General features: G+C 70.4%; 23 protein-coding genes. 9 read left to right on the forward strand and 14 right to left on the reverse strand.

The features are described 5' to 3' along the window. Positions 1–4: 4 nt before the first annotated feature. From nbrcactino_RS10080 to nbrcactino_RS10090, 3 genes are read right to left on the reverse strand one after another with little or no spacing between them, the layout of a single operon-like run. Positions 5–1,468, reverse strand: coding sequence for a peptide MFS transporter (locus nbrcactino_RS10080; RefSeq protein ID WP_371864523.1), 1,464 nt, complete (start codon positions 1,466–1,468; stop codon positions 5–7). 7 nt (positions 1,469–1,475) lie between these two features. Next, positions 1,476–2,309, reverse strand: coding sequence for an adenylate/guanylate cyclase domain-containing protein (locus tag nbrcactino_RS10085; protein ID WP_161927225.1), 834 nt, complete (start codon positions 2,307–2,309; stop codon positions 1,476–1,478). Next, the gene (locus nbrcactino_RS10090; RefSeq protein ID WP_161927226.1) at positions 2,306–2,650 is read right to left on the reverse strand and encodes a hypothetical protein; all 345 of its coding nucleotides are present in this window, start codon (positions 2,648–2,650) and stop codon (positions 2,306–2,308) included. Before nbrcactino_RS10090 ends, nbrcactino_RS10085 begins: the two co-directional genes overlap by 4 nt. Before the next feature lie 139 nt (positions 2,651–2,789). Here nbrcactino_RS10090 and nbrcactino_RS10095 point away from each other — a divergent pair, with 139 nt between their 5' ends. After that, a complete protein-coding gene (locus tag nbrcactino_RS10095) occupies positions 2,790–3,125 on the forward strand; it encodes an RNA polymerase-binding protein RbpA (protein ID WP_161927227.1) in 336 nt (111 codons plus the stop codon). Between the two features lie 79 nt (positions 3,126–3,204). On the opposite strand, the gene nbrcactino_RS10100 is transcribed toward nbrcactino_RS10095, so the two are convergent. From nbrcactino_RS10100 to nbrcactino_RS10115, 4 genes are read right to left on the reverse strand one after another with little or no spacing between them, the layout of a single operon-like run. Beyond that, a complete protein-coding gene (locus nbrcactino_RS10100) occupies positions 3,205–3,963 on the reverse strand; it encodes a polyprenol monophosphomannose synthase (protein ID WP_161927228.1) in 759 nt (252 codons plus the stop codon). Further along, positions 3,956–5,581, reverse strand: a complete 1,626-nt coding sequence (gene lnt / locus nbrcactino_RS10105; protein ID WP_161927229.1) for an apolipoprotein N-acyltransferase — start codon at positions 5,579–5,581, stop codon at positions 3,956–3,958. The genes nbrcactino_RS10100 and lnt overlap by 8 nt, the downstream gene beginning before the upstream one ends. Beyond that, positions 5,578–7,224: an amidohydrolase gene (locus nbrcactino_RS10110; protein WP_161927230.1), complete on the reverse strand. Its 1,647-nt coding sequence runs from the start codon at positions 7,222–7,224 to the stop codon at positions 5,578–5,580. The genes lnt and nbrcactino_RS10110 overlap by 4 nt, the downstream gene beginning before the upstream one ends. Before the next feature lie 31 nt (positions 7,225–7,255). Next, entirely contained in the window at positions 7,256–7,798 is a 543-nt protein-coding gene (locus tag nbrcactino_RS10115; protein ID WP_161927231.1) for an FxsA family protein, read from the reverse strand. 55 nt (positions 7,799–7,853) lie between these two features. On the opposite strand from nbrcactino_RS10115, the gene nbrcactino_RS10120 reads away from it, so the two are divergent. After that, positions 7,854–8,723 (forward strand): alpha/beta fold hydrolase, encoded by an 870-nt coding sequence (locus nbrcactino_RS10120; RefSeq protein WP_161927232.1) that lies wholly within the window; start codon positions 7,854–7,856, stop codon positions 8,721–8,723. Positions 8,724–9,020: 297 nt separating this feature from the next. On the opposite strand, the gene cobN is transcribed toward nbrcactino_RS10120, so the two are convergent. Beyond that, positions 9,021–12,647 carry a cobaltochelatase subunit CobN gene (gene cobN / locus nbrcactino_RS10125; RefSeq protein ID WP_161927233.1) on the reverse strand — a complete coding sequence of 1,209 codons (3,627 nt, stop codon included), beginning with the start codon at positions 12,645–12,647 and terminating at the stop codon, positions 9,021–9,023. Between the two features lie 45 nt (positions 12,648–12,692). Here cobN and cobG point away from each other — a divergent pair, with 45 nt between their 5' ends. Genes cobG through nbrcactino_RS10140 form a run of 3 tightly spaced genes read left to right on the forward strand, consistent with a single transcriptional unit; the run spans position 12,693 to position 16,006 of the window. Then, positions 12,693–13,850 (forward strand): precorrin-3B synthase, encoded by a 1,158-nt coding sequence (cobG, locus tag nbrcactino_RS10130; RefSeq protein ID WP_161927234.1) that lies wholly within the window; start codon positions 12,693–12,695, stop codon positions 13,848–13,850. Positions 13,851–13,889: 39 nt separating this feature from the next. Next, positions 13,890–14,516, forward strand: a complete 627-nt coding sequence (locus nbrcactino_RS10135) for a precorrin-8X methylmutase (protein ID WP_161927235.1) — start codon at positions 13,890–13,892, stop codon at positions 14,514–14,516. Beyond that, a complete protein-coding gene (locus tag nbrcactino_RS10140; RefSeq protein WP_161927236.1) occupies positions 14,513–16,006 on the forward strand; it encodes a precorrin-2 C(20)-methyltransferase in 1,494 nt (497 codons plus the stop codon). Before nbrcactino_RS10135 ends, nbrcactino_RS10140 begins: the two co-directional genes overlap by 4 nt. Positions 16,007–16,057: 51 nt before the next feature. Here nbrcactino_RS10140 and nbrcactino_RS10145 read toward each other — a convergent pair whose 3' ends face one another. From nbrcactino_RS10145 to dprE2, 4 genes are read right to left on the reverse strand one after another with little or no spacing between them, the layout of a single operon-like run. Beyond that, positions 16,058–16,792: a cobalt-precorrin-6A reductase gene (locus tag nbrcactino_RS10145; RefSeq protein WP_161927237.1), complete on the reverse strand. Its 735-nt coding sequence runs from the start codon at positions 16,790–16,792 to the stop codon at positions 16,058–16,060. After that, entirely contained in the window at positions 16,789–17,577 is a 789-nt protein-coding gene (locus tag nbrcactino_RS10150) for a cobalt-precorrin-4/precorrin-4 C(11)-methyltransferase (RefSeq protein WP_161927238.1), read from the reverse strand. The genes nbrcactino_RS10145 and nbrcactino_RS10150 overlap by 4 nt, the downstream gene beginning before the upstream one ends. Then, a complete protein-coding gene (gene cbiE, locus nbrcactino_RS10155; protein ID WP_161927239.1) occupies positions 17,574–18,803 on the reverse strand; it encodes a precorrin-6y C5,15-methyltransferase (decarboxylating) subunit CbiE in 1,230 nt (409 codons plus the stop codon). The genes nbrcactino_RS10150 and cbiE overlap by 4 nt, the downstream gene beginning before the upstream one ends. Continuing rightward, positions 18,800–19,549 (reverse strand): decaprenylphospho-beta-D-erythro-pentofuranosid-2-ulose 2-reductase, encoded by a 750-nt coding sequence (dprE2, locus tag nbrcactino_RS10160; RefSeq protein ID WP_161927240.1) that lies wholly within the window; start codon positions 19,547–19,549, stop codon positions 18,800–18,802. The genes cbiE and dprE2 overlap by 4 nt, the downstream gene beginning before the upstream one ends. A 54-nt stretch (positions 19,550–19,603) precedes the next feature. On the opposite strand from dprE2, the gene nbrcactino_RS10165 reads away from it, so the two are divergent. The 4 genes from nbrcactino_RS10165 to nbrcactino_RS10180 are packed head-to-tail and all read left to right on the forward strand — an operon-like array spanning position 19,604 to position 22,374. Then, complete coding sequence (locus tag nbrcactino_RS10165) at positions 19,604–20,023, forward strand: pyridoxamine 5'-phosphate oxidase family protein (protein ID WP_161927241.1); 420 nt, start codon at positions 19,604–19,606, stop codon at positions 20,021–20,023. Between the two features lie 10 nt (positions 20,024–20,033). Further along, positions 20,034–21,173, forward strand: a complete 1,140-nt coding sequence (locus tag nbrcactino_RS10170) for a M24 family metallopeptidase (RefSeq protein WP_161927242.1) — start codon at positions 20,034–20,036, stop codon at positions 21,171–21,173. After that, complete coding sequence (locus nbrcactino_RS10175) at positions 21,170–21,826, forward strand: hypothetical protein (RefSeq protein WP_161927243.1); 657 nt, start codon at positions 21,170–21,172, stop codon at positions 21,824–21,826. Before nbrcactino_RS10170 ends, nbrcactino_RS10175 begins: the two co-directional genes overlap by 4 nt. Positions 21,827–21,837: 11 nt before the next feature. Further along, positions 21,838–22,374: an SHOCT domain-containing protein gene (locus tag nbrcactino_RS10180; RefSeq protein ID WP_161927244.1), complete on the forward strand. Its 537-nt coding sequence runs from the start codon at positions 21,838–21,840 to the stop codon at positions 22,372–22,374. Between the two features lie 78 nt (positions 22,375–22,452). Here the strand turns inward: nbrcactino_RS10180 and nbrcactino_RS10185 are convergent, their stop codons facing one another. Together nbrcactino_RS10185 and nbrcactino_RS10190 are read right to left on the reverse strand one after the other, a co-directional pair. Continuing rightward, positions 22,453–23,502 (reverse strand): hypothetical protein, encoded by a 1,050-nt coding sequence (locus nbrcactino_RS10185; protein WP_161927245.1) that lies wholly within the window; start codon positions 23,500–23,502, stop codon positions 22,453–22,455. Positions 23,503–23,519: 17 nt separating this feature from the next. After that, on the reverse strand, positions 23,520–24,227 hold the full coding sequence (locus nbrcactino_RS10190; RefSeq protein ID WP_161927246.1) for a hypothetical protein: 708 nt from the start codon (positions 24,225–24,227) through the stop codon (positions 23,520–23,522).

Genomic DNA, 24,227 nt, shown 5'->3' on the forward strand with positions numbered 1-24,227 from the left:
GGCCTCAGGCCTCGCCCATCCCCCTGCGGATCCACGGTGTCGCGGCGGCGACGAGCCCGGCGACGGCGAGTGAGGCGAGTCCGAGGGTGAGGAAGTAGGGCACTTCCGAATCGGCCGAATACCACCGTGCCAACACCCCCGACAACGCTGTCCCCAATGCCACGGACAGGAAGAACAGCGCCACCATCTGCGAGGTGAATGCCCGCGGTGCCAACCGGGTGGCCAGTGACAACCCCACCGGCGACAGCAGGAGTTCGGCGAAGGTGAACAACAGCAGGATCCCGACGAGGCCGAGTAGCGGGGCACTGCCGGGGCCGCCGCCCGACATCGGTAGGAAACACAGGAATGCCACGCCCATCAGGCCGGTGCCCAGAGCGAACTTCGCCGGCGCCGAGGGCTGCGCGGACCCGAGGGCCGTCCACAGGGCGGCGAACACGCCGGCGAACACGATGATGAAGACGGGGTTGATCGACTGCACCCAGGAGGCCGGCACCTCCCAGCCTCCGATGCTGCGGTTCAGCCGCTCGTCGGCATACACCGCGACCGTGGTGAACTGCTGCTGGTAGAGCGACCAGAACACCACCGACGCACCGAAGAGCGGGATGAACGCGACCACCCGTCGGCGTTCCGTCGCGTCGACGTGGGCGCTGCGCAGGATCACCGCGAACAATCCCAGCGCGGCGAGGGCGGTCACCACCGCGACGACGGTGGCCAGCCGGTCGGCGCGCAACCACCCGCCTGCCGCGGCGGCCCCGACGGCGACCACGGCGACGACGGCGGTCACGATCCACCGGCGCCGTTGCGACCGCGGGAGCGGATCGGGAACGCCGTCGCCGAGCCCCCGCAGCGACCCGCGCATCGCCACGTATCCGATGAGGCCGACGCCCATGCCGATTGCCGCGAGGCCGAAGCCGAGGTGGAATCCCGCTCCCCGCTGGGCGGCCCCGGTCGCCAGTGGACCGAGGAAGCCGCCCAGGTTCACCCCCATGTAGTACAGCGAGAAACCGGCGTCGCGACGGCGGTCCCCCGGCTCATAGAGCCCGCCGACCATGGTCGTCGCACTGGTCTTCAGGGCCCCGCTGCCGAATGCGACCAGGACCAGACCGATGCCGACGCCCCACAACCCCGGCAGCAGCGCCAGGCTGATGTGGCCGGCCATGATGACGACGGCGCCGGTGAGCAACGTCCGATCGGCGCCCAGGACCCGGTCGGCGAGCCAGGCGCCGACGATCGTCGACAGGTACACCAGGCCGCCATAGGCCCCGACGATGCTCGTCGCCGACGAGCGGTCCAGACCCAAACCGCCCTGCGCCACGGTGTAGTAGAGGTAGTAGGCGAGGATCGCCTGCATCCCGTAGAACGAGAACCGCTCCCAGGTCTCGATGCTGAACAGCGTCGCCAGCCCCCACGGCTGCCCGAAGAACCGGCGGTCCAGCGGTCGCGCCGCTGCGTCGTCGGTGGTCACCACACCCGACTCACAACTTGGGGACGACCGAGTACACCACGGTCTCCTTCGGCACGCCCTTCGCGCGGAAACGCTTGCGCCGCAACACGAACTGTGTCGGATCGACCTCGGCGACGACGGCATCGCTGACGAAGACCTCACCCGCTCCGGCCGCGGCGCCGACTCGGGCCGCGATGTTCACGTCGATGCCCAAGAAGTCTCCGTCGACGGCCCGGGGCATGCCCGTGTGCAGGCCGACGCGCAGTTGCGGGCGATAGCCGGCGACCTCGATCGCGTTAACCGCGGTGACCGCCTCGAAAGCCGCGAGGATGGCCTGGCCCGCGTCGGTGAAGGCCGCCATCGTGCCGTCGCCGAGGGTTTTCACCACCTGTCCCCCGCGTCGTCGCAAGACGGTGGCGGTCGCCTGGTCGACCGCCCGGATCAGCTCGAGGACGTGGTCGTCGCCGGCGCGCAGCGCCCACGTCGAGAAGGCGACGAGATCGGTGAACATGATGGTCGTCGCGACCGGCTCGTCGGGGATGCGGGCCACGCCCTTGCCGCCCCGGCGCCTGGTCAGCGTCTGCCACACCTCGACGCCGGCGAGTCCGAGCTCCCGCACCGCCGAGGGCTGCTCGCCGCGGGCCTGCGCGATCAGCCTGGCCAGGCGATCGCTGGACCGGTCCTCACCCACCACCGGCGACTCCGGGATGAGACTGCGTGCGGCCCGGGCCAACGACACGACGCCGTCGCTGGAGTCGGTGCGGGCCAGCAGTTCGGCGGCCCGCTTCGCGACCGAGGCGTCACCCTTGTCGGTCTTCCTCACCGCACGTTTGGCCGCCTTCTTCGGCGAGTCGGCCGGGCTCATCGGACACGTTCCGCGGCAACGGCGAGGTCCACGACGACGTCGGCGAGACCGGCCAGGGTGGCCGAATCCGCGTCCTCGGCCACCGCGGTGCGCAGATCCTCGGCCGCGCACCGCAGCTCGAAGAGCCGGTCGGCCAGGTCGCGGACCTCGTCGGGCCGCAAGATCACCGCGTCGTCGGGAATATTGGTGCCCGCGGTGAGCGTTCGTTGCTCATAGGCGCGCTGTCGGCACGATTGCCGGCAGTACTTCCGCCGTCGGCCGAGCGTTGAATCCTCGATTTCGCGCCCGCACCAGGCGCAGGCGACCTGACGGTCGCGGCGGCGCTGGGTATCGGCGGTCATGGAGGAAAACGCTACCCGATCGCCGTCGCAGCGGCGCTGCGGAGCGACACGCCGCATTCGCGTAGAATGGGAGGTCGCGCGGCACCCGGCTCGGATTCGGGGCGCCGTGTTCGGCCCAGACTGGAGAGGACACCACACCATGGCAGATCGAGTGCTTCGCGGAAGCCGACTCGGCGCGGTCAGCTACGAAACCGATCGCGATCACGATCTGGCTCCCCGCCGAATCGTCCAGTACAAGACCGACAACGGCGAGGTGTTCGACGTCCCGTTCGCCGACGACGCGGAGATCCCCGCGAAGTGGCCGTGCAAGAACGGCATGGAGGGCACCATCGTCGAAGGCGAGGTCCCCGAGGAGAAGAAGGCGAAGCCGCCGCGCACCCACTGGGACATGCTGCTCGAGCGCCGCAGCGAGGAAGAGCTCGAGGTGCTGCTCAACGAGCGCCTCGACCTGCTGAAGAAGCGTCGCCGCGGATAGTCCCGCGAACCTGATCGACTGAGCCCGGCCGCATCACGCGGCCGGGCTCAGTCGTTTATGTCGGTAGTAGGGCGGGTGCCTAGCCGTGCTTGCTGCGGCCGAACCGGCTGTCCATCCCCCATCGGGCGACCTGCAGGAAAGCCTCGGTGATGACCCCGCCGTCCATCTTGGATTCGCCGATGGCGCGCTCGGTGAACGTGATCGGCACCTCGGTGACGGTGAACCCGCCCTGCACCGCGCGCCAGGCCAGATCGATCTGGAAGCAGTAGCCGGCCGAGTCGATGGCGGCGAAGTCGAAGCTCTCCAACACCTCGCGGCGATACGCCCGGAATCCGGCGGTGATGTCGCGGATCGACGAGCCCAACGCCAGACGGGCGTAAGTGTTGGCCCCGCGGGAGAGGAACTCCCGGCGCTTGGGCCAGTTGACCGTGGACCCGCCCGTCACGTACCGCGACCCGATGGCCAGGTCGGCGCCCGCGTTCACCGCGTCGAGCAGCCGGTGCAGTTGCTCGGGGGCGTGCGAGCCGTCGGCATCCATCTCCACCAGGACCGCGTACTCGCGGGCGAGGCCCCAGGTGAATCCGGCGAGGTAGGCCTTGCCCAAGCCGTCCTTCTCCGTCCGGTGCAGCACGTGGATCCGGCCGGCCTCGTCCTCGGCGGCCAGCCGGTCGGCGATCTCACCGGTTCCGTCGGGGCTGGAGTCGTCGACGACGAGGACGTGCACCCCGGCCAAGGCCGACAGCAGCCGGTCGACGATGATCGGGAGGTTCTCACTCTCGTTGTACGTCGGGATGACCACCAGCACGTTCTCACCGGTCGGGCCGATCACGTTACTCATCGAGCTCCTTTGCTTCGTCCGTTTGCCCGGCTGTGCCGCGCAACGGGTTCCGACTGAACTTAGTATGCGTGGCCAGGGCGAACAAAAACGCGGCGACCGCTGCAATACACAGGACGACGGTCGGGATCCCGCCCAGACGGGTGGCCACGGTGCGCTCGGTGCGCAGCGGCACCTTGTCCGCCAGCACCGCCGGGGTGAACACCTCGGTGCGCGCGGTGATCGTGCCGTCCGGGGCGATGATCGCGCTGACGCCCGAGGTGGCGGCGACCAAAACGGTCCGACCGTGCTCGACCGCCCGTACCTGCGACATCGCCAGTTGCTGGTAGGTCATCGCCGACCGCCCGAAGGTCGCATTGTTGGTCGGGACGATCAACACTTGGGCGCCCTGCTCGACCGAGGCGCGCGCCGCCCGGTCGAAGGCGATCTCCCAGCACGTCGCGACTCCTGCGACCACTGGACCGGATTTTGCCGGGATGCGAACCACCGACGGGCCGCTCCCCGGCCGGAAATCCCCGGCCAGGTCGGCATAGGAGGAGAACAACCGGAAGAAGCCGCGCCACGGCAGGTACTCGCCGAACGGCTGGATGATGTGCTTGTCGTAGCGGTCGACGATCCCCTGCGTCGGATCCCACACCAGGACCGTGTTGCGCGGGGTCCCGTCCGGGCCGGCCACGATGGTGCCCAACACGATCGGCGCCTTGACCGCCTTGGCCGCGGCCTCGATCTCGGCCGCCGCATCGGGATTGTCCAGCGGTGAGATGTCGGACGCGTTCTCCGGCCACACCACGACGTCGGGCGCCGGCGTGCGGCCGCGCGCAATGTCCTGCGCCAGGTGCATGGTCTCGCGGACGTGGTAGTCGAGAACGGCTCGTCGCTGTGCGTTGAAGTCCAACCCGAGGCGCGGCACGTTCCCCTGCACCACGGCCACCCTCGTCGTCGTCGGGGACAGGACGCGGTCCAGGCTGCCCGGCGTGACCAGGATGGCCAACAGGGGGGCCGACAGCGCCAGCAGGACCGTCACGACGGCGGTGACCACCCCGGCCGACACCGCGCGGTGTTCCTCGGTCGCCGGTCGCGGGCCCCGCCGCCAGGCCCGGAAGCCGAGTACGAACACCCACGCCACCGAGGCGCCGAAGAGCGCGACGCCGAACGTGAGCCCGGTGGCGCCGACGAGCGATGCCAGCGGCAGCAGTGGCCCGTCGGCCTGACTGAACGCCGTTCTGCCCCACGGGAATCCACCGAAGGGGAAGGAGGATCGCAGGACCTCGACGAGGACCCAGGTCAGGGCGAACCAGAGCGGCGGCAGCGGCAGGCGCATGCTGACCGCCGCCATCGCGCCGAACAAGGCGGTGTACGCGGCCAAAGCGGCCGCCAGGGCCAACCACGGGAGCGGGCCGACGTACTCACCGATCCACGGCAGCAGCGGCACGTAGAACCCGGCCCCGAAGAGCAGTCCCGCCAGTGCGCCGTCGCGGACCCGGCAATCCCCGGTGCCGATGACGACGGCCAGTACGCCGAGCGAGACCACCGCGAGGAACCACAGGTTGCTCGGCGGGAAGGCGGCCCACATGGCCAGCCCGGCGGCCAGCGCGGCCGCGGGTCGGATCAGACGGGTCATGCGGTCCCCGCCGCCGAACCCAGGGCACCGGAGTCGTAAAGGATGGTGTCCCGGTGGACCGTTCGCACGCAGGTCGGCGCAGCGGCGCCGGGCGACACGTCGGGCAGCGCCGGGACCCGGGAGCGGGGGTCGGTCGACCAGCGCTGGACCTTGTCGTCGGAACCGGCGACCACGAGACGGTCGACGTCGAACACCGCGTAGCTCGCCGGTGCACCGGGTACCAGCACCCCCGTGAGGCCGTCGTTGCGCCCGGCGGCCCGCCAGCCGCCGCGGGTGCAAGCTCCGTACGCGGCACGCGCCGACACCGCCGACGCGGACCGGTGATGCCCGACGGCCGCGCCGACGGTGGCCCACGGCGAGACCGGGGTCACCGGCGAATCCGACGAGAAGGCCAGCGCCACACCGGCTTTGGCAAGTGCCGCGAAGTCGTTGAGCGTCGAGTAGCGGGGGGTGCCGAGCCGCTGCTCGTACAGCTGACCGGGGCCGCCCCACCGGGCGTCGAAGGCCGGTTGCATCACGGCGATCACGCCGCAGCGGGCCAGCACCTCGCGCTGGGCGTCGGTGACCATCTCGGCGTGCTCGACGCGGTGGGCGCATGCCGCGACGGCCGGGGTGCCCACCTCGTCGGCCAGCCGCGCCAACGCGCCGGTGACCGTTGCCATCGCCGCGTCGCCGATGACGTGAAACCCACCCTGGCGGCGCAACTCGGTCAACGCCCGCAGGTGGGCGTAGACGCGATCGGCGTCGAGGTAGGCGGTTCCGCGGGTGTCTGGGGCGTCGGTGTACGGCTGGTCCAGCCACGCGGTGTGCGACCCGAGCGACCCGTCGACGAAGACGTCGCCGGCCAATCCCCAGGCGCCCGTCGTCGCGAGCAAGTTGCGCGCGTGCTCGACGTCGGCGACCGCCTCCCCCCACAGCCCGACGACCTCGATGCCGGTGTCGGTCGCGAGCACTTCGCGGAAGTCGTCGAGGCCGCCGATCTCGGGCCCGCCGTTCTCGTGCACGGACACGACGCCGAGCTCGGCCATCGCATCCAGTGCGCGGCGTCGCGCCTCGGTCCGGACCGACGGGGTCAGCGCTTGTCGCGCCGCTGCGCGGACCGCGTGGTGGGCCTCGGCGGTCACCGCGCCGTCCGCCGAGTGGCCGGCGAGGCCAGACAACCCGTCGACCCGGGCACGCAACGCTGTGGAGACGAGCGCGGAATGCTCGTCGACGCGGATCAGATAGGCCGGGCGCGGCCCGACCGCGTCGTCGATCTGCGCCGTCGTCGGTGGGAGGGCGTCCTGCGCGTCGGCGCCCGACCAGGCCGACTCGTCCCATCCGTGGGCCCAGACGACCTCGTCGGCTGGGAGTTGCTGAGCATGGGTGCGCAGCCGTGCGAGGAAGTCGCTGCGGCTGCGCGCTTGCGACAGGTCCAGACCGGTGGTGGCCAGCCCGGTCGCGGTGAGATGCACGTGGGAGTCGACAAACCCGGGGCCGACGAAGCGGCCGTCGAGGTCGATGACCTCGGCATCGGGGTGCAGCCGCCGACCGACGTCGTCGTAGCCGACCCACACGACCATGCCATCGGCGACGGCCATCGCCGTCGCGTCCGGGTTGGCGGGCGTGTGGATGGTGCCACCGCACAGCAGTTGCGTCGCCATGGGTGCTATTTTGCCGTGCCGCCGCCCGGAGTCAGTGCGCGGGAGGCAATTGGCGCTGTTGCCCGGGCCGCGGCGTCGGGCCGTGGGCGTTCGCACCGCTGTTGACGACGCTGCCCGCGACCACGTCGCCGTCGATCACGTCACTGTCGATCACGTCGCCATCGATCACCTCGCCCCCGAGGAACACGGTGCGCGCACCGACCGCGGAGACGAGCCCGGCGAAACGGCGCGCGCCGAAGGCAGTGACCACCGGGCGTGCGGCGCGGCGGACCGGGCCGGCCATCAGCGCGACCCCCAGGAGGCTGGTCACCAGGCCGGGCAGGATCACGAGCACCGAGGACATGCCCAACAGTGCGGTGTCGGGCAGCGGCTCGCTCGGGCGGATCTCGTTGCGCGCCGCCCGGCCCAGATCGGCGATGACGCGTCGCCCGCGCGAGGCGAGGAACACGTAGCCGGCGACCGCCGCGGCGAGGGTGATGAGAATGGCCCAGCCGGCGCCGAGCCAGGACGACAGGCCGATGAACGCGGCGAGTTCCACCACGATGTACAGCAGCAGGATCCAACGAATCCTCATGGGAATGTCCTTCCGTCTTTCCTGCTCAACGTCGGAGACTCCCATTTTGCTCCCGATGGGGCTAGGTTCGACAAACGTGCCCCCCATCACAACCTTCAGCAACGACGGACTGACCTTCGACGTCGTCGACTCCGGCCCGGCCGACGGCGAACCGATCGTCCTCCTCCACGGTTTCCCGCAGCGCGCCTCGTCGTGGGACCGTGTGGCCCCACTCTTGCACGAACAGGGATATCGGACCGTCGCGCCCGACCAGCGCGGATACTCCCCGGGTGCCCGGCCGAAGGGCCGCAAAGCCTATTCGCTGACGCATCTGGCCGGTGATGCGAGCGCCCTGATCGATGTGATCGGAAAGCCGGCGCACATCGTCGGGCACGACTGGGGCGCCGCCGCGGCCTGGGCCACCGCCGCGGCGTATCCGGACAAGGTGACAAGTTTGACGGCGGTCTCGGTGGGCCACCCGATGGCCTTCGTCGGGTCGATGGGCACGAGCAACCAGCTGCTGCGGTCCTGGTACATGGCGTTCTTCCAGCTACCCGGGGTCCCCGAGAAGATTCTGGCGTCGAAATCCGGCCCGGCCGGCAAGGCAATGGCCTCGATGGGAATGACGCCGGAGATGATCGAGCGGTTCCGCCATGAGATCGTCGCCGCCGGTGCGCTACGCGGCGGCTTGGGCTGGTACCGCGCACTCCCCTTCTCGACGCCGAAAACCATGGTCGGGAAGGTTTCCGTGCCGACGACAATGGTCTGGAGCGACGACGACGCAGCGCTCGGCATCAAACAGGCCGCCGGATCGGCGAAGTATGTGGACGCGCCGTTCGACCTGGTCGTCGTCGAAGGCGCGTCGCACTGGATCCCCGACGAGCGTCCCGACGAGTTGGCCGCCGCCATCCTCGCCCGCGTGGCTTCCGCCTCCCCGACCCCCTAACCGCCGACTGGGCCCTCATCCCCGCCGACTGGGCCCTGGCGTTGGCCGCGGTGGCATTCAGATCGTGGAATTACCGCCACGCCCACCACAGAGTCATCGGCGTCGACGGGCACGCTCCGCGCCGGTGCTGGCGGCCACCAGGCCGGGTCAGGTGTGGATGTGGGACATCACCGACCTCAAAGGCCCCTACTAGGGCACCACATTCAAGACTTGCTGATTCGAGGGCCCACTCGACGGGATCGAGGGCCCACTCGACGGGATCGAGGGCCCACTCGACGGAAAAGAGGGCCCAGTCGATCAGTCGTCGGCGCGACCCTCGATGTCGCCTTCGGTCTCCAAATAGATACGACGGAGCTCGTCGAGCATCTCGGCGGGCGGCGCCTCCCACAGGTCGCGCTCGGCGGCTTCGAGGAGGCGCTCGGTGATGCCGTGCAGCGCCCACGGGTTGGACTTCTCCAAGAACTCGCGGTTCGCCTCGTCGAGCACGTAGGACTCGGTGAGCTGCTCGTACATCCAGTCTGCGACGACGTTGGTGGTGGCGTCGTAGCCGAACAGATAGTCGACGGTGGCCGCCATCTCGAAAGCGCCCTTGTACCCGTGGCGCTGCATCGCCGAGATCCACCGCGGATTCACCACCCGTGCCCGGAACACGCGGGTCGTCTCCTCGGACAGCGTGCGGGTGCGCACCGCGTCCGGCCGAGTCGAGTCACCGATGTAGGCCTCCGGGTCGGATCCGGTGAGCGCGCGGACCGTCGCGACCATGCCGCCGTGGTACTGGAAGTAGTCGTCGGAGTCGGCGATGTCGTGCTCGCGGGTATCGGTGTTCTTGGCCGCGACGTTGATGCGCCGGTAGGCACTGCGCATGTCGTCGACCGCCTCCTTGCCGTCGAGCTCGCGCCCGTACGCATACCCGCCCCACGCGGTGTAGACCGCGGCCAAGTCCTCGTCCGAGCGCCACTGCTGCGAATCGATCAGCTGCAGCAGTCCGGCACCGTAGGTCCCCGGCTTGGAGCCGAAGACCCGCGTGGTGGCCCGACGGCGGTCGCCGTGCTCGGCGAGCGACTCGCGCACGTGGGCGGCGACGTAATTCTGCTCATCGGGCTCGTCGGCCGCCGCAACGAGGGCGACCGCGTCGTCGAGCATTGTGACGACGTGCGGGAAGGCGTCGCGGAAGAAGCCGGAGATGCGCACGGTCACGTCGATGCGCGGCCGCCCCAACTCGGCGAGGTCGATGAGATCGAGGTCGACGACGCGCCGCGACGCCTCATCCCACACCGGCTCGACGCCGAGCAGGGCCAGTACCTCGGCGATGTCGTCGCCGGACGTGCGCATCGCACTGGTCCCCCACACCGACAACCCGACCGAGCGCGGATACTCGCCGTGATCGGCCAGGTACCGCTCCAGCAGAGAATCGGCCATGGCGCGACCGGTCTCCCAGGCCAGCCTGCTCGGCACGGCCTTCGGGTCCACGGAGTAGAAGTTGCGCCCGGTGGGCAGCACGTTGATGAGACCGCGCAGCGGCGACCCGCTCGGACCGGCCGGGATGAACCCGCCGTCGAGCGCGTGCAGCACCCGCCTGACCTCCTGATCGGTGGCCCGGAGCCGCGGCACCACCTGGCTCGCGGCAAATCGGAGCACGTCGCCCACCGCCGGGGGCAGTCCGGCCGCCGCGTCGGCGACCGCCTCGTCGGACCAGTCCCCCTTGTGGCACCGCGAAACAAGGTCGCGCGCCTGGGTTTCCACCGCGTCGACGGTGTGCGTCCGCTCCCCGTCGGCAGCGCCGTCACCCTCGGTCAGCCCCAGCGCCTCGCGCAAACCCGGCAGCGCCTGGGTGCCGCCCCACAGTTGGCGGGCCCGCAGCATCGCCAGCACCAGGTCGATCTCCGCCTCGTCGACCGGAGCCTCGCCGAGGATGTGCAGCCCGTCGCGAATCTGGACGTCCTTGATCTCGCACAGCCATCCGTCGACGTGCAGCAGCATGTCGTCGAACACCTCTTCGTCAGGCCGTTCGCTCAGCCCGAGGTCGTGGTCCATCTTGGCCGCGGTCAACAGCGTCCAGATCTGCTGGCGGATGGCAGGGAGCTTGGCCGGATCGAGGGCGGCGATGTTGGCGTGCTCGTCGAGCAGCTGCTCTAGACGTGCGATGTCGCCGTACGACTCGGCCCGGGCCATCGGCGGGATCAGATGGTCGACGAGCACGGCATGGGCGCGTCGCTTGGCCTGCGTTCCCTCGCCGGGGTCGTTGACCAGGAAGGGGTAGACCAGCGGCAGGTCGCCGAGCGCGGCATCGGTGCCGCACGACGCCGACATCCCCAGCGTCTTGCCCGGCAGCCATTCGAGGTTGCCGTGCTTGCCCACGTGGACCACCGCGTCGGCCCCGAAACCCCACCCGTCGGCGCGCGGCGACGAGGCCAACCAGCGGTAGGCGGCCAGGTAGTGGTGCGACGGCGGCAGGTCGGGGTCGTGATAGATCGCGACGGGGTTCTCGCCGAATCCGCGCGGCGGTTGCACCATCAGCACCACGTTGCCGAAAGCCATGGCCGCGATGACGATGTCGCCCTCGGGGTTGCTCGACCGGTCGACGAAGAGTTCGCCCGGCGCCGGTCCCCACTTCTCCTCGACGGCCTCGCGCAGGTCGGCGGGCAGCGTTGCGAACCACTGCCGGTAGTCCGACGCGGCGACGCGGATCGGGTTCGCCGCCAATACCTCGTCGGTCAGCCACGCCGGGTCTTGGCCGCCGGCCTCGATGAGGGCGTGCATCAGCGCATCGGAGTCGTCGTCAACCAGACCCGGGATCTGCGCCTGATCGCCCAGTGCGTAGCCGTGTTCGCCCAACGCGGTCAGCAACCGCAGCAACGACTTCGGGGTGTCCAGGCCGACGGCATTGCCGATGCGCGCATGTTTGGTCGGATACGCCGACAGCACGACGGCCAGCCGCTTGTCGGAGTTGGGCAGGTGGCGCAACCGCGCGTGGCGCACGGCGATACCGGCGACGCGGGCACAGCGCTCGGGATCTGGCTGGTACCAGGGCAGCCCGTCGTCGTCGAACTCCTTGAACGAGAATGGCACCGTGATGATGCGGCCGTCGAACTCCGGGACCGCGACCTGGCTGGCGACGTCCAGCGGGGAGAGGCCGTCGTCATTGGCCTCCCACTGCTCGCGCGAGCCCGTGACAGCCAGTCCCTGCAGAATCGGAATGTCCAGTGCGGCAAGGCGTTCGACGTCCCACGCCTCGTCCTGTCCACCCGCCGACGCCTCCGCCGGCGTGGTCCCGCCGGCTGCCAGCACCGTCGCGATCAGTGCGTCCGCGGTGCCGAGCAGGTCGATCAGTTCGTCGGGGGCGGTGCGCAGTGACGCGCAGAACACCGGCAGCGCCCGGGCCCCGGCATGCTCCAGCGCCTCGCACAGCGCGTCGACGTAGCGGGTGTTGCCCGCCAGGTGTTGGGCCCGGTAGTAGAGCACCGCGACGGTGACCGCATCGTCAGGTAGCGCCGCCGCCTCTCGCTCGAGCACGCCCCACATCGGGGTGATCTCGGGCTCGCCGAACCCCAGCCCGGTCAGCAGCACGGTGTCGGAGAGGAAGTTGTGCGCGTTGACGAGGTTGTCGACGCCGCCGGCGGCGAAATAGTTGTGCGTCTGCGCCGCGACGCCGGCGGGCACCGTGGAGCACGCCATCAGGTCGGGATCGGGCTGCTGCTCGCCCGACAGCACGACGACCGGCTTTCCGGTGGCCAGTACCGCGTCGATGCCCTCTTCCCACGCCCGCCGGCCGCCCAGGATGCGGACGACGACGAGGTCGGCGTCGCGCGCCAGGTCGGGGATCTCCTCGACGAGGATTCGGGCCGGGTTCGCCACGGTGAACGGCGCTCCGCTGGCGGCCGCGGTGATGAGGTCGGTGTCGGAGGTCGAAAGCAGCAGGATCACGGGCTCCACCCTAGGTGAGCGCCCGTTCGGTCGTACGCTGGAGTGGTGCCCCCAGCCCCCCACCGCACAGCCCCGCACCGCGCCGAAGCCGACCGCTGTCCCGGCGTGCTCACCACGCACGGCGCGAGCGACGGCGCGTTGGCGCGCATCCGGGTGCCGGGCGGGCGGCTCCGCCCCGACCAGCTGGCGGTCGTCGGCGAGGTGGCGCAACGCCATGGCGACGGCCACCTGGAACTGACCAGCCGCGGCAACCTCCAACTTCGCGGACTGGGTGATCCCGATGCGGCGGCCCACGAGATCTTGGCGGCCGGACTCGGCTCCGACGGGCCGTCCGACACCGTCCGCAACATCCTCGCCTCGCCGCTGGCCGGTCGGATCGGCGGACACGGCCAGGTCGAGACGACGGTTGCCGAATTGGACCGGCGGCTGCGCGACGGCGAGGTTGCCGGGTTGACCGGGCGCTTCCTGTTCGGCATCGACGACGGCCGCGGCGACATCCTCACCCACCGTCCCGATGTGGCACTCGTGTGGCGCTCCGACGACTCCGCGGTCCTCGTCGTCGGGGGCCGTTCGGCCGGCACCCTACCCCGGGGCCGTGCGGTCGACGCCGTGCTCGCCGTCGCCGCAGACTTCGCGGCCAACCGTGGCACCGCATGGCGGATCGGTGAACTCGAGGCCGCTGCGGCCGCCCGACTACACGCGCGCCATTCCACGGCATCGCCACCGGCCGACACGCCACCCGCGACCGAGTCGGCCCCGCTCGTCGGATGGCTCCCGCAGGACGACGGATCGGTCACGCTCGGCGCGGTCACCCCGGCCGGGCGGTTGCCGGCCCGGACCGCGACCTTCCTCTCTGCGGTGGACGCCCCGATCATCATCACCCCGCACCGCGAGATCCTCCTCGTCGACCTCACCGAGGCCGTCGCCGACACCGTCCTGCGCGTGCTGGCCCCGATGGGTCTGATCTTCGACGCCGCTTCCCCGTGGGCCCGGGTCTCCTGCTGTGCCGGCTCCCCCGGTTGCGCCAAGTCGCTTACCGACGTGCGCGCCAACGCCGCCGGCCACGTCGAAGCACAGGCAGCCGGGGTCGGCCTGCGTGAACACTGGGTCGGCTGCTCGCGCGGATGCGGCTCGCCGACGGTCCCGCACGTCCGGGTCGAGGCGCAGCCCGACGGCAGCTATCGCCGGACACGGGTCGGCTGAGAGCATCCTCGGCCGGGGCGGGCACTAGGCTCAGGCGTCATGGCCGACTACCTGCGCGACGGCGCCGCGATCTACGAACGCTCGTTTGCCATCATCCGTGCCGAAGCCGACCTGTCGGCATTCGACGAGGACGCCGCCACCGTCGTCGTGCGGATGATCCACGCCTGCGGCCAGACCGACCTCCCCGCGGATGTGCGCGCCACCCCCGGCGTCGTCACCGCGGCGCGGTCGGCTCTCGCTGCGGGCGCACCGATCCTGTGTGACGCCTCGATGGTGGCCTCGGGCATCACGCGGCGGCGCCTGCCCGCCGACAACGACGTGAAGTGCTTCCTCTCCGATCCGGGAGTGCCTGCCCTCGCCGCCGAGCTCGACACCACTCGCACCGCCGCCGCGCTGCAACTGTGGCTGCCCCACCTCGAGGGCGCCGTGGTCGCAATCGGCAACGCCCCAACCGCCTTGTTCGCCCTGCTCGAACTCATCGACGACGGCGCGCCCCGACCGGCGGCCGTCGTCGGCGCCCCGGTCGGTTTCGTCGGGGCGGCCGAGTCCTGCGCGGCACTGGCCGACCGCACCGACCTGGAGTACCTCACCGTCCTCGGCCGGCGCGGCGGTTCGGCGATCACCGCCGCCGCGGTCAACGCGCTGGCCACGGCGAGCGAACGATGACCGGCACGCTCTACGGCGTCGGGCTGGGGCCCGGCGATTCCGAACTGGTCACCGTCAAGGCGGCCCGGCTGATCTCCGCCGCCGACGTCGTCGCCTACCACTGCGCGCGGCACGGCCGCAGCATCGCCCGCGGCGTGGCCGAACCCTATCTGCGCGACGGTCAGATCGAGGAACGCCTGATGTACCCGGTGACGACGGAGACCGTCGACCACCCGGGCGGCTACGACGGCGCGATGGCCGACTTCTACCGCGACAGCGCGGAACTGCTCGCCGCCCACCTCGCCGCCGGTCGCGACGTCGTCCTCCTCGCCGAGGGCGACCCGCTGTTCTTCAGCTCGTACATGCACATGCACAAGCGCCTGGCGCAGCGCTTCCCCACCGAGATCGTCCCCGGGGTCACCTCGGTGTCGGGGGCCAGCGCCGCGCTGGGCATCCCGCTGGTGGAAGGCGAGGAAAACCTCGTCGTCCTGCCCGGCACCGCCCCCGACGAGGAGTTGGTCGAGCATCTCGCCAGCGGCTCGGCGATCGCCGTACTCAAGCTCGGGCGCACGTTCGAGCGGGTTCGCGCGGCCTTGGAGCGGGCCGGCCGGCTCGACGAGGCCTGGTATGTCGAGCGGGCCACCACCGACCGACAGCGCGTTGCCCGCCTCGCCGAGGTGGATCCGTCGACGGTGCCCTATTTCTCGATGGTCGTGGTGCCCGGCGCCATCAACAACCCGCTCGCCGCCGCGCCGGCACCCGCCTCGCGCGGCGGCGTCACCGTCGTCGGGCTCGGCCCGGGTCCGACGCGCCAGCAGACACCGGAGGTGCGCGCCGCGTTGGCCGCGGCCACCGACCTCGTCGGATACACCACCTACCTCGCCCGGGTGACGGCCCGTCCGGGCCAGCAGGTTCATGCCAGCGACAACCGCGTCGAGTCGCAGCGAGCCGAGTTCGCCCTCGATTTGGCCCGGCGCGGCCGCCGGGTGGTCGTGGTCTCCTCGGGCGATCCCGGCGTGTTCGCCATGGCGACGGCGGTCGCCGAGGTGGCCGCCGAGCCGGATTACGCCGACGTCGCGGTACAGGTGCTTCCCGGGGTCACCGCGGCCTCGGCGGTGGCGGCCGCCTTCGGCGCCCCGCTCGGCCACGACCTGGCCCTCATCTCGCTGTCCGACCGGCTCAAGCCGTGGACGGTGATCGAGCAGCGGGTACGGGCGGCGGTTGGCGCCGATCTGGTGCTGGCGATCTACAACCCGGGGTCGGCAAGCCGCAACCACCAGGTCGCGGACCTGAAAGCCCTGCTGTCGGAGCTGGTTTCCCCCGACCGCGTGGTCTTGTTGGGCCGCGACGTCGGGGGGCCCGGTGAGGCGTTGACCGCGACGACACTCGGCGAATTCGACCCGTCCGTCGTGGACATGCGCACCCTGGTCATCGTCGGCTCGTCGACGACGACGGTCGCACAGCGCCCCGGCGGTCGATTGGTTTTCACGCCTCGCCGCTACGACTCCTGACAGAAACTGTCCAGAAATCGGGGGGTCGAGGGCAATATGCCCTCGAGGCCGCTATTCCCCGACGATTCTGGCAGCGTCCTCGACGCTGTTGACGATCCGGGCCGCTGTTTCGGGCGGTCGATCCACCATGACCACCGGAATCCCCAGTTCCCGCGCTGCGACCAGTTTCGCCCGGGTCAGCCCGCCCCCGCTGTTCTTGGTCACCAGCAGGTCGATCCGGTTGGCGCGCAACAGCTCCCGTTCATCCTCGAGCCGGTAGGGCCCGCGCGAGCGCAGCACCTCGTGACCGGGCGGCAGGTCCGCGGTCGGTGGATCGACGACGCGGATCAGGAACCACGGCCCGGTGATGCCGGCGAAGGCTCCGACGTCCTGGCGACCGGTGGTGAGCAGCACCCGCGACGCCGACGAGTCCTGAACCGCCTCGGCGGCGGCGGCGATGTCGGGCACACGCGTCCACCGGTCGGTCGGCTCGGGTTCCCAGGCCGGGCGCAGCAGGCGCACCAACGGCACCCCGGTCTGGGATGTCGCCTCGACGGCGTGGCGCGAGATGCGCGCGGCGAAGGGGTGGGTCGCGTCGATCACCACCCGTGGTTCTTGCTCCGCCAGCCATCGCGCGAGTCCGGCCACCCCGCCGAAACCGCCGATCCGCACCGGCCCGGCTGGGAGTCTCGGGTTGGCGACTCGCCCGGCCAGTGAACTCACGACGGGTATGCCGTCGGCGACGAGGCGGGCGGCCAACTCGCGCGCCTCCCCGGTACCGCCGAGGATCAAGACCGGACCGTTCACAGCGTCTCCGGGCCGAGGTGGGGCTGGTCGCGACCGCGGATCTTGGCGACCCGGGCCTGCGAATAGAGGTAGCTGTCGGTGGCCGTCGGATCGCTGGTCAGCACCCGTCCGACGAAGATCACCGCCGTGCGCACGATCCCCGCCGCGGCCAACGCCGCCGGCAGTTCCGCGAGCGGGCTGCGCACGATCTGCTCGTCGTCGCGGCTGGCGAAGGCCACCGTCGCGGTCGGGCAGTCGGCACCGTAAAACGGCGTCAGCGCGTCGACGATGCCCGGGGCCTGACGGGCCGCCAGGTGCAGGGCGAGGGTAACCCCGGTCGACGCCAATTCGGCGAGGGTCTCCCCCGGCGGCATGTCGGTGGACAGGGTGGAGACCCGGGTGATCAGCAGGCTCTGGCCGACGCCGGGAATGGTGAGTTCGGTGTCCAACGCCGCGGCGGCGGCCGCGAAGGCCGGGACACCGGGGACGATCGCGGTGGTGACATCCTTCTCGCGGAGACGGCGCTGTTGCTCGGCGACCGCCGAGTACAGCGAGGGATCACCGGAATGCAGTCGGGCGACGTCGTGCCCGGCGGCGTCGGCGACCACGAGACGTTCGATGATCTCCTCCAGCGGCATCCGCGCGGTGTTGACCCGCTGCGCGTCGGGCGGGCATAGGTCGAGCAGTTGCGCCGGCACCAACGACCCGGCGTACAGGCAGACCGGGCAGCGCCGTAGCAACTCGGCGCCACGGACGGTGATGAGGTCGGCGGCGCCCGGACCGGCACCGATGAAGTAGACGGTCATCGGCTGCCCTTCGCCACGGTCCACTGCACGATGGGCAGTGCCGGGCGCCACGCGGTGAGGCGGCCCAGCGGTCCGGCCTCCTCCATCCCAATCCGGCGCAGGGTTCCGCCGTACTCGGCGGCGAGATCGACCACCAACTGCTGCGTGGGGATCGCGACGGCGTTGGCGACCAAGGTCCCGCCGGTCGAGAGTGCGTGCCAGAGAAGGGAAAAGACCTCCCGGGTGAGCCCGCCACCGGCGAAGACCGCGTCGGGGCCGGGTCCGCCGAGGGTCGGCACGACGGCCGCGACCTCCCCGTCGACGACGCGCAGGCGTCCGGTCACGCCGTGTCGTCGCGCGTTCGCGGCGATGCGCGCCGAGCGTGTCGGGTCGCGCTCGACGGCGACGGCCCGCCCGGTCGGATTGACCCGCAACCATTCGATGCCGACGCTGCCCGATCCGGCACCCACGTCCCACAGCACCTGCCCGTCGACGGGGGCGAGGGCGGCGACGGTCAGCGCGCGCACCGCTTGTTTGGTGAGCTGGCCGTCGTGGTCGAAGGACTCGTCCGGCAGGCCCGGAGCCAGGTGCCGCACCGGGCCCGCGCAGTCGACGGCCACCACGTTGAGCGGATCCCCTTCGGGCAGCGACCATTCCGCGGCGGTGGATTCGTGCCTGCGTTCGTCCGGCCCGCCGAGTTGCTCGAGCACCGTCATCGACGACGCGCCCCACCCGTATTCGCGCAGTATTGCCGCAATCGCGGCCGGCGAGGATGCGTCACGCGACAGGACCAGCAGTCGTCGGCCCTCGCCCGCCTGCGCCGCGACCTCGTCGGCCTCGCCGGTGACCAGCGAAACGACGCGCACCCCGCCGAGGTCCCACCCCAACCGTGAGGCGGCCAGGCTCACGCTGGACGGATGGGTCAGGATCCGGACGTCGGCGGCGCCCACCGCGTCGACGACGGTGGCGCCGAGACCGTGGAACATCGGGTCGCCGGAGGCCAGCAGGTGGACCGGCGTGGGGCCGGGGTCGGCGAGCAGTCCGCGCAGGTGCGCGCTCATCGGGCTGCGCCACGCCGTTTGCTCGGCGTCGACGGCAGAACCGAGGAGCGCCAATTGGCGGGCCGACCCGAAAACCCTGGTCGCCGAGACCAGTTCGCGGCGGGCGGCGCCGGACAGGCCATCCCATCCGTCGGCGCCGATTCCGACGACGACGAACCGCGGGGCGCGGGATTCCCGGTCGGTCATCGGGGCATCCGGCGCCAGATCGACCGGGGCAGCAGGCGGAACACCAGCGTCATCGGCGCGATGGCCCAGGGCACCCAGACCACGGTCTTGCCCCGGCGGTCAGCGCGCACGACGGCGTCGGCGACCTGGTCGGCCGTCTTGGAGAACGGCGCCGGTTTCACCCCGCTCTCCATCAGTTCGCGGGTCATCGCGCCGATGACGAATCCCGAACGCACCAGCAGCAGCCGCACCCCGCTGCCGTGCAGCGCGTCCGACAGCCCCGATGCAAAACCGTCGAGCCCGGCCTTCGTCGAGCCGTAAACGTAGTTGGCACGGCGCACGCGCTGCCCGGCGATCGATGAGAAGGCGATGATCGTCCCGCTGCCCTGGTCCCGCAGCGCGTTGGCCAGCAGGGTGATGATCGATACCTGGGCGAGGTAGTCGACGCGGGCTATCTGGAGGGCGTGCTCCACGTCGGCTTCGGCTTTGGCCGCGTCGCCCAGGATCCCGAAGGCGACAATGGCCGTCTCGACCGGGCCGTGCGCCATCAGCTCGGCGATGAGCGCCGGATGCGCATCGGTGTCCTCCGCGTCGAACTCGACGCAGTCGACCCCGGTGGCCCCGGCCTCGAGCAGGGCGGCCGTTTCGTCGCCGAGATCGTCGGACCTGCGGGCCGCCAGGACGACGTGTTGTCCCTGCGCCATCCGGATCGCCACGGCCAGGCCGATTTCGCTTCGCCCGCCGAACAGCAGGATTGATCCAGTCACGGCAGTCAGTATCCCATCCCACCAGCCCCGGTCGATCCGACTACCGTTGTCCGGGTGAGCGGACCCGATGACCTGACTGACGATGCGCTGGCCTTTTTGACCGAGCGCCACCTGGCCACCCTGGCGACCACCCGGGCGGATGGATCCCCGCACGTCGTGGCGGTGGGCTTCACCTACGACCCGGATGCAGGTCTGGTCCGGGTGATCACCCGCGAAGGCAGCCAGAAGGTCCGCAATGCCGACCGGTGCGAGCGGGCCGCCGTCACCCACGTCGACGGTCCGCGGTGGTTGACGCTGGAGGGACCGGTCAGCGTGTCGCGCGAACCGGATCGGATCGCCGAGGCCGAGCGTCGATACGGCCTGCGCTACCGGGTGCCCCAGCCGAATCCGCAACGAGTCGTCATCGAGATCCCGGTGGACCGCGTGATGGGATCGGCGGCGTTCCTCGGCCGTTCTGTCACTCCGCGCGGATAGGGTGGCGATCATGGCCGCCCGCTTCCCCACCGCCGTCTACGACCGCCGGCTGACCCGCGCCGCGCAACTCGCCGCCGACGCGGGGGTCACTGCGCTCATCGTCACGCCCGGCCCTGATCTGGAGTATCTGATCGGGTCGGATGCGCAGACCTTCGAGCGCCTCAGCGCATTGGTCGTTCCCGCTGCCGGTGATCCCAGCCTGGTGGTGCCGCGGCTGGAGGTCGCCACCTTCGCCGATTCGGCAGCCGGTGAACTCGGTGTCGACTTCTCCCCCTGGGTCGACGGTCAGGATCCCTACGCGTTGGCACTGGCCGGGCTCCCGCCGAATCCTGTGGTGGCCGTGTCGGATTCGATGACGGCCGGTCACCTCGTCCCACTCATGGCGGTGACCGGGACAGCGCCGCGCCTGGCCACCGACATCCTGCGCGACCTGCGGATGATCAAGGACGACGACGAGATCGAGGCCCTGCGCCGCGCCGGCGCGGCGATCGACCGCGTGCATGCGCGCATGGGTGAATGGCTGCGGCCCGGTCGCACCGAGGCGCAGGTTGCCGCCGACATCGCCGACGCGTTGATCGCCGAGGGGCACAGTGCGGCCGCATTCGTCATCGTCGGGTCCGGCCCCAACGGTGCCGATCCCCACCACGAGCATTCCGACCGCGTGATCGAGGCCGACGACGTCGTCGTCATCGACATCGGCGGCCCGGTCGATCCGGGCTACAACTCCGACTGCACCCGCACCTACTGTTTCGGCGATGTACCCGCCGAGATCGTCGTCGCCTACGAAGCGCTCGAAGAGGCGCAGCAGGCGGCGGTTGCCGCCGTTCGCCCCGGGGTGACCGCCGAGTCGGTCGATGCTGTGGCGCGCGAGCGCCTGGCCGCCGCGGGCCTCGCCGACAAGTTCATCCACCGCACCGGACACGGAATCGGGTTGTCGGTCCACGAGGAGCCCTACATCGTCGCGGGCAACGACCTGGTGCTGGCCCCGGGGATGGCGTTCAGCGTCGAACCGGGCATCTACTTCGACGGCCGGTGGGGTGCCCGGATCGAAGACATCGTCATCGTCACCGACGACGGGTGCGAGTCGGTCAACCGCCGCAGCCACGCCCTGACCCGGTTGATCCCGGCGCCAACGGAGGAGCTCACATGACCAAGTCCAGGGTTGTCCTCGCCGCGGCAGCGGCGGCATTGCTCGTCGGCGCCCTCGCGTCCTGCGACCGGGTCGGCCTCGGCGGGCCCGATTCCGCAAAGCCGACGGTGACGGTGACGACGACGCTGTCCGATGAACCGTCGCCCACCGCCGAGCAAACTTCGGAGCCGACCACCACGACCACGGCGCCGCCCGCGACCACCTCGCTGCCACCGGGCGGCTCTGGGTTGTACACCGCGGTGGACTCCTCCCGCTTCACGCTGAACCCGCCGACGTCGGTGGCCTCCTACGCGTTCAGCGTCCCGAGCAGCAACATCAGATGCTTTATCGGCAGCGAGTTCATCTGCGAGATCCATGACGGGCCCAACCAGTCTCCGGTCGCCTCGCGGTGCGGCTTCTACGAGGGCGACTCCGAGGAGCGCGTCCGGATCGTCGGCTGGTTCAAGTACGACCGGCCACCGTGCTCGACGATTCTGCAGGGCACCTGGCGCGATCCCGGACCGGTCCTGAATTACGGTGAGTCCGTGCATTTCTCGGCCTCGGGTGCGGAGTTCACCTGCTACTCGTCCAACGAAGCGCTCTACTGCACCGGCCCCCAAAACTACGGCTTCAGACTGTCGCGAACCGAGTTCGCGCGTTACGAACTGTCCTGATCGGCGCAACCGTGACTGAATTCGCCAAGTCGCCCATGTTCAAGTCGGCGAACGCCAACAGCTGTGCCCGGATCATGGCTGCGTTCCTCGCACCGGATGAACGGCTCCTGGCCGTCGCCGATGTCACGTCGGCCGGCCCCGTGACGATCGGGGTGGCCGTCACCGACCAGCGGATCGTCGGCGTGCCCAAGTCGTCGGAGCACCCTATCGAACTGCAGGTCCGCCGTGGCGAGCTGACCGACGTCCACTTCGACAAACGCCTCGTCTTCAGCTATCTGATCGGCGTAACCGGCGACACCAAGGTGGAATTCGGCATCGCGCTGATCGATGAGCGCAAGTTCCTCCAACCGTTCCTCGACCGGCTCCTCGCCCCGCAACCGTCACCGGGCATCAGCCTCGTGAAGAAGACGCCACCGCCACCCGAACCATCGGCCGATCCGACCATTGTCGACGAGTTGGTGAAGCTGGCCGATCTGCACGAACGCGGCTTGTTGACCGACGACGAGTTCCAGGCCGCGAAGGCGGCGGTCATCAACGGCTCTCCCTAACCGCCGACTGGGCCCTCATTTCCGCCGAGTGGGCCCTATCTTCCGCCGAGTGGGCCCTAATCTTCCGTCGAGTGGGCCCTATCTTCCGCCGACTGGGCCCTGCCCCTCCTCGAACGCCGCCCGGAACCGAGGCGATTGGTAGAAGCCGGCCAACCGGTGGCGCACCACCTCGTCGAGGAATCCCCGTTCGTGGAGCCTCGCGATGACCGGCGGCCCGAACCGCAATCCCTCTTCGATCAGATCGGCACGGAAGACCCCGACCTCACCCAGCAGCTCGGTCAGCGGGGTGTCGCCGTACTTGTCAAAAACGTAGCCCACACCCTCGTCGAGCAGCGTGCGCAGGAAGGCGGTGTTGCGGAACTCGCGCCAGAACTCGAAGACCAGCACGACGATGTCGTCGACGTCCTCTTCGGCAACGAGGTCCCGATAGGCGCCGACCGGCTCGTCGCGATTGGTCCGCCAGACCTCGCGCGCCGCGTCCACGAGCAGTCCCTCGGCATCAGACTCGTTGCCGCGCAGCACTATCGCCGCGCCGGTTCGCGTCACCCGCTCGACCGTGCCGTCGATCACCGGGCGCACCGACCGTGCCAAGCCGCGTGCCCCGCGTCCGACGCGGCTGCGCAACCAGGCCGACAGTTCCGCGGCGGATGGCTCCCCGGCCGCTTCCGGCTCCTCCAAGGCGGCATCGACCGCCCGGGTCACCATCTCAACGGCGGTGTCGACGGTCGACGGCTCGCTCAGCACGCGACGCACAATCCGTCGGACGACGCCCAATTCGCCCACCGCCGTGGTCAATTCGTCGAACTGACGGTCCCCGATGAGATCCGAGAACCGGTACTCGTCGTTGACCCCGTGCCGGTAGAGCAACCGCGCAATCTCGCCGACGAGTTCCGGGATCGCACCCTCGACCGGTACCTGCGCGGCGTACTTGCGCGCCACGGCTTGCACGGGCTCGGGATCCACCGCCTGCGACAGGGTGAGGGTGTCGGCCATCGCCAGGAAGCGATCGACCTCCTCGACGATTGCCGACTCGAAGGCCTGCGGGTCCAGCAGCTGCCCGAGCTCGTGGGCGACGTGCGCGTCGAGCAGTCGCGTAGCGAGGTCGGCTGCTTCGTCAGGGGTGGCCATGGATCCCAGCCTAGGGCCTAGTCGACCTGCTTCACGATGCACGACTGTTCGGCGATGTCACAGGCGTCGCGGGCCGAGCTCTGCGAATACTCGCGCTGGGCCACGACGAACTGGCCGGGCTGACCGAACTCCTCGCCGTTGTAGACCTCGGCGCCGACCCGTGAAGCGAGGTCGCGCGCACTGTCCAGGCTGGTGAACGACCCATACTGGGCATACCACCCCGACGAGGCCGTCTCCGCCGAGGACGAGTCGTCGTCATCGCCGTACGGAGCCGCCGACGAACGCGGCGAGCGCGACGGCGTGGACGTGACCGTGGTCGTCTCCGTCGTCGTGATCGACTCGGTCATCGTCACCGTCGACGTCGGCGGACCTTCGCCATAATTCTCGGCCCGACGGGCCCGACTGTCGTTCACCGCCAGCAACGTGCCGCCGATGGTGATCGTCGCGAGGAAGACGGTGATTCCGACGATGGTCGCCAGAACCCACGGACTCCGCGGCGGGCGCCCATCGCCCGACGGCTCGACCGGGTCGTCGAACTCGACCGGATCCGCCGGGTAGTCGGGTTCGGGCGCGTAATACGGCTCCGGACGGGGCTGGGCGTATTGCCCGGCGGTATAGGCGGTCGTCTTGGTCAGATCGACCTCGTCCGCCCCCACCGAGCGGTGCCGGCCGGTACCCGTGCTGGAGAACCCACCCGTGCTCGGATACTGTCCGCCATAGGTCAT

Source organism: Gordonia crocea, assembly GCF_009932435.1.
GTDB classification, from domain to species: domain Bacteria; phylum Actinomycetota; class Actinomycetes; order Mycobacteriales; family Mycobacteriaceae; genus Gordonia; species Gordonia crocea.

Excerpts from the sequence above, each read along its gene's own strand:
- nbrcactino_RS10085 (WP_161927225.1), bottom strand. The coding sequence starts at position 2,309 with ATGAGCCCGGCCGACTCGCCGAAGAAGGCGGCCAAACGTGCGGTGAGG.
- nbrcactino_RS10090 (WP_161927226.1), bottom strand. The coding sequence starts at position 2,650 with ATGACCGCCGATACCCAGCGCCGCCGCGACCGTCAGGTCGCCTGCGCC.
- nbrcactino_RS10095 (WP_161927227.1), top strand. The coding sequence starts at position 2,790 with ATGGCAGATCGAGTGCTTCGCGGAAGCCGACTCGGCGCGGTCAGCTAC.
- nbrcactino_RS10100 (WP_161927228.1), bottom strand. The coding sequence starts at position 3,963 with ATGAGTAACGTGATCGGCCCGACCGGTGAGAACGTGCTGGTGGTCATC.
- lnt (WP_161927229.1), bottom strand. The coding sequence starts at position 5,581 with ATGACCCGTCTGATCCGACCCGCGGCCGCGCTGGCCGCCGGGCTGGCC.
- nbrcactino_RS10110 (WP_161927230.1), bottom strand. The coding sequence starts at position 7,224 with ATGGCGACGCAACTGCTGTGCGGTGGCACCATCCACACGCCCGCCAAC.
- nbrcactino_RS10115 (WP_161927231.1), bottom strand. The coding sequence starts at position 7,798 with ATGAGGATTCGTTGGATCCTGCTGCTGTACATCGTGGTGGAACTCGCC.
- nbrcactino_RS10120 (WP_161927232.1), top strand. The coding sequence starts at position 7,854 with ATGGGGCTAGGTTCGACAAACGTGCCCCCCATCACAACCTTCAGCAAC.
- nbrcactino_RS10135 (WP_161927235.1), top strand. The coding sequence starts at position 13,890 with ATGGCCGACTACCTGCGCGACGGCGCCGCGATCTACGAACGCTCGTTT.
- nbrcactino_RS10140 (WP_161927236.1), top strand. The coding sequence starts at position 14,513 with ATGACCGGCACGCTCTACGGCGTCGGGCTGGGGCCCGGCGATTCCGAA.
- nbrcactino_RS10150 (WP_161927238.1), bottom strand. The coding sequence starts at position 17,577 with ATGACCGTCTACTTCATCGGTGCCGGTCCGGGCGCCGCCGACCTCATC.
- cbiE (WP_161927239.1), bottom strand. The coding sequence starts at position 18,803 with ATGACCGACCGGGAATCCCGCGCCCCGCGGTTCGTCGTCGTCGGAATC.
- nbrcactino_RS10170 (WP_161927242.1), top strand. The coding sequence starts at position 20,034 with ATGGCCGCCCGCTTCCCCACCGCCGTCTACGACCGCCGGCTGACCCGC.
- nbrcactino_RS10175 (WP_161927243.1), top strand. The coding sequence starts at position 21,170 with ATGACCAAGTCCAGGGTTGTCCTCGCCGCGGCAGCGGCGGCATTGCTC.
- nbrcactino_RS10185 (WP_161927245.1), bottom strand. The coding sequence starts at position 23,502 with ATGGCCACCCCTGACGAAGCAGCCGACCTCGCTACGCGACTGCTCGAC.
- nbrcactino_RS10190 (WP_161927246.1), bottom strand. The coding sequence starts at position 24,227 with ATGACCTATGGCGGACAGTATCCGAGCACGGGTGGGTTCTCCAGCACG.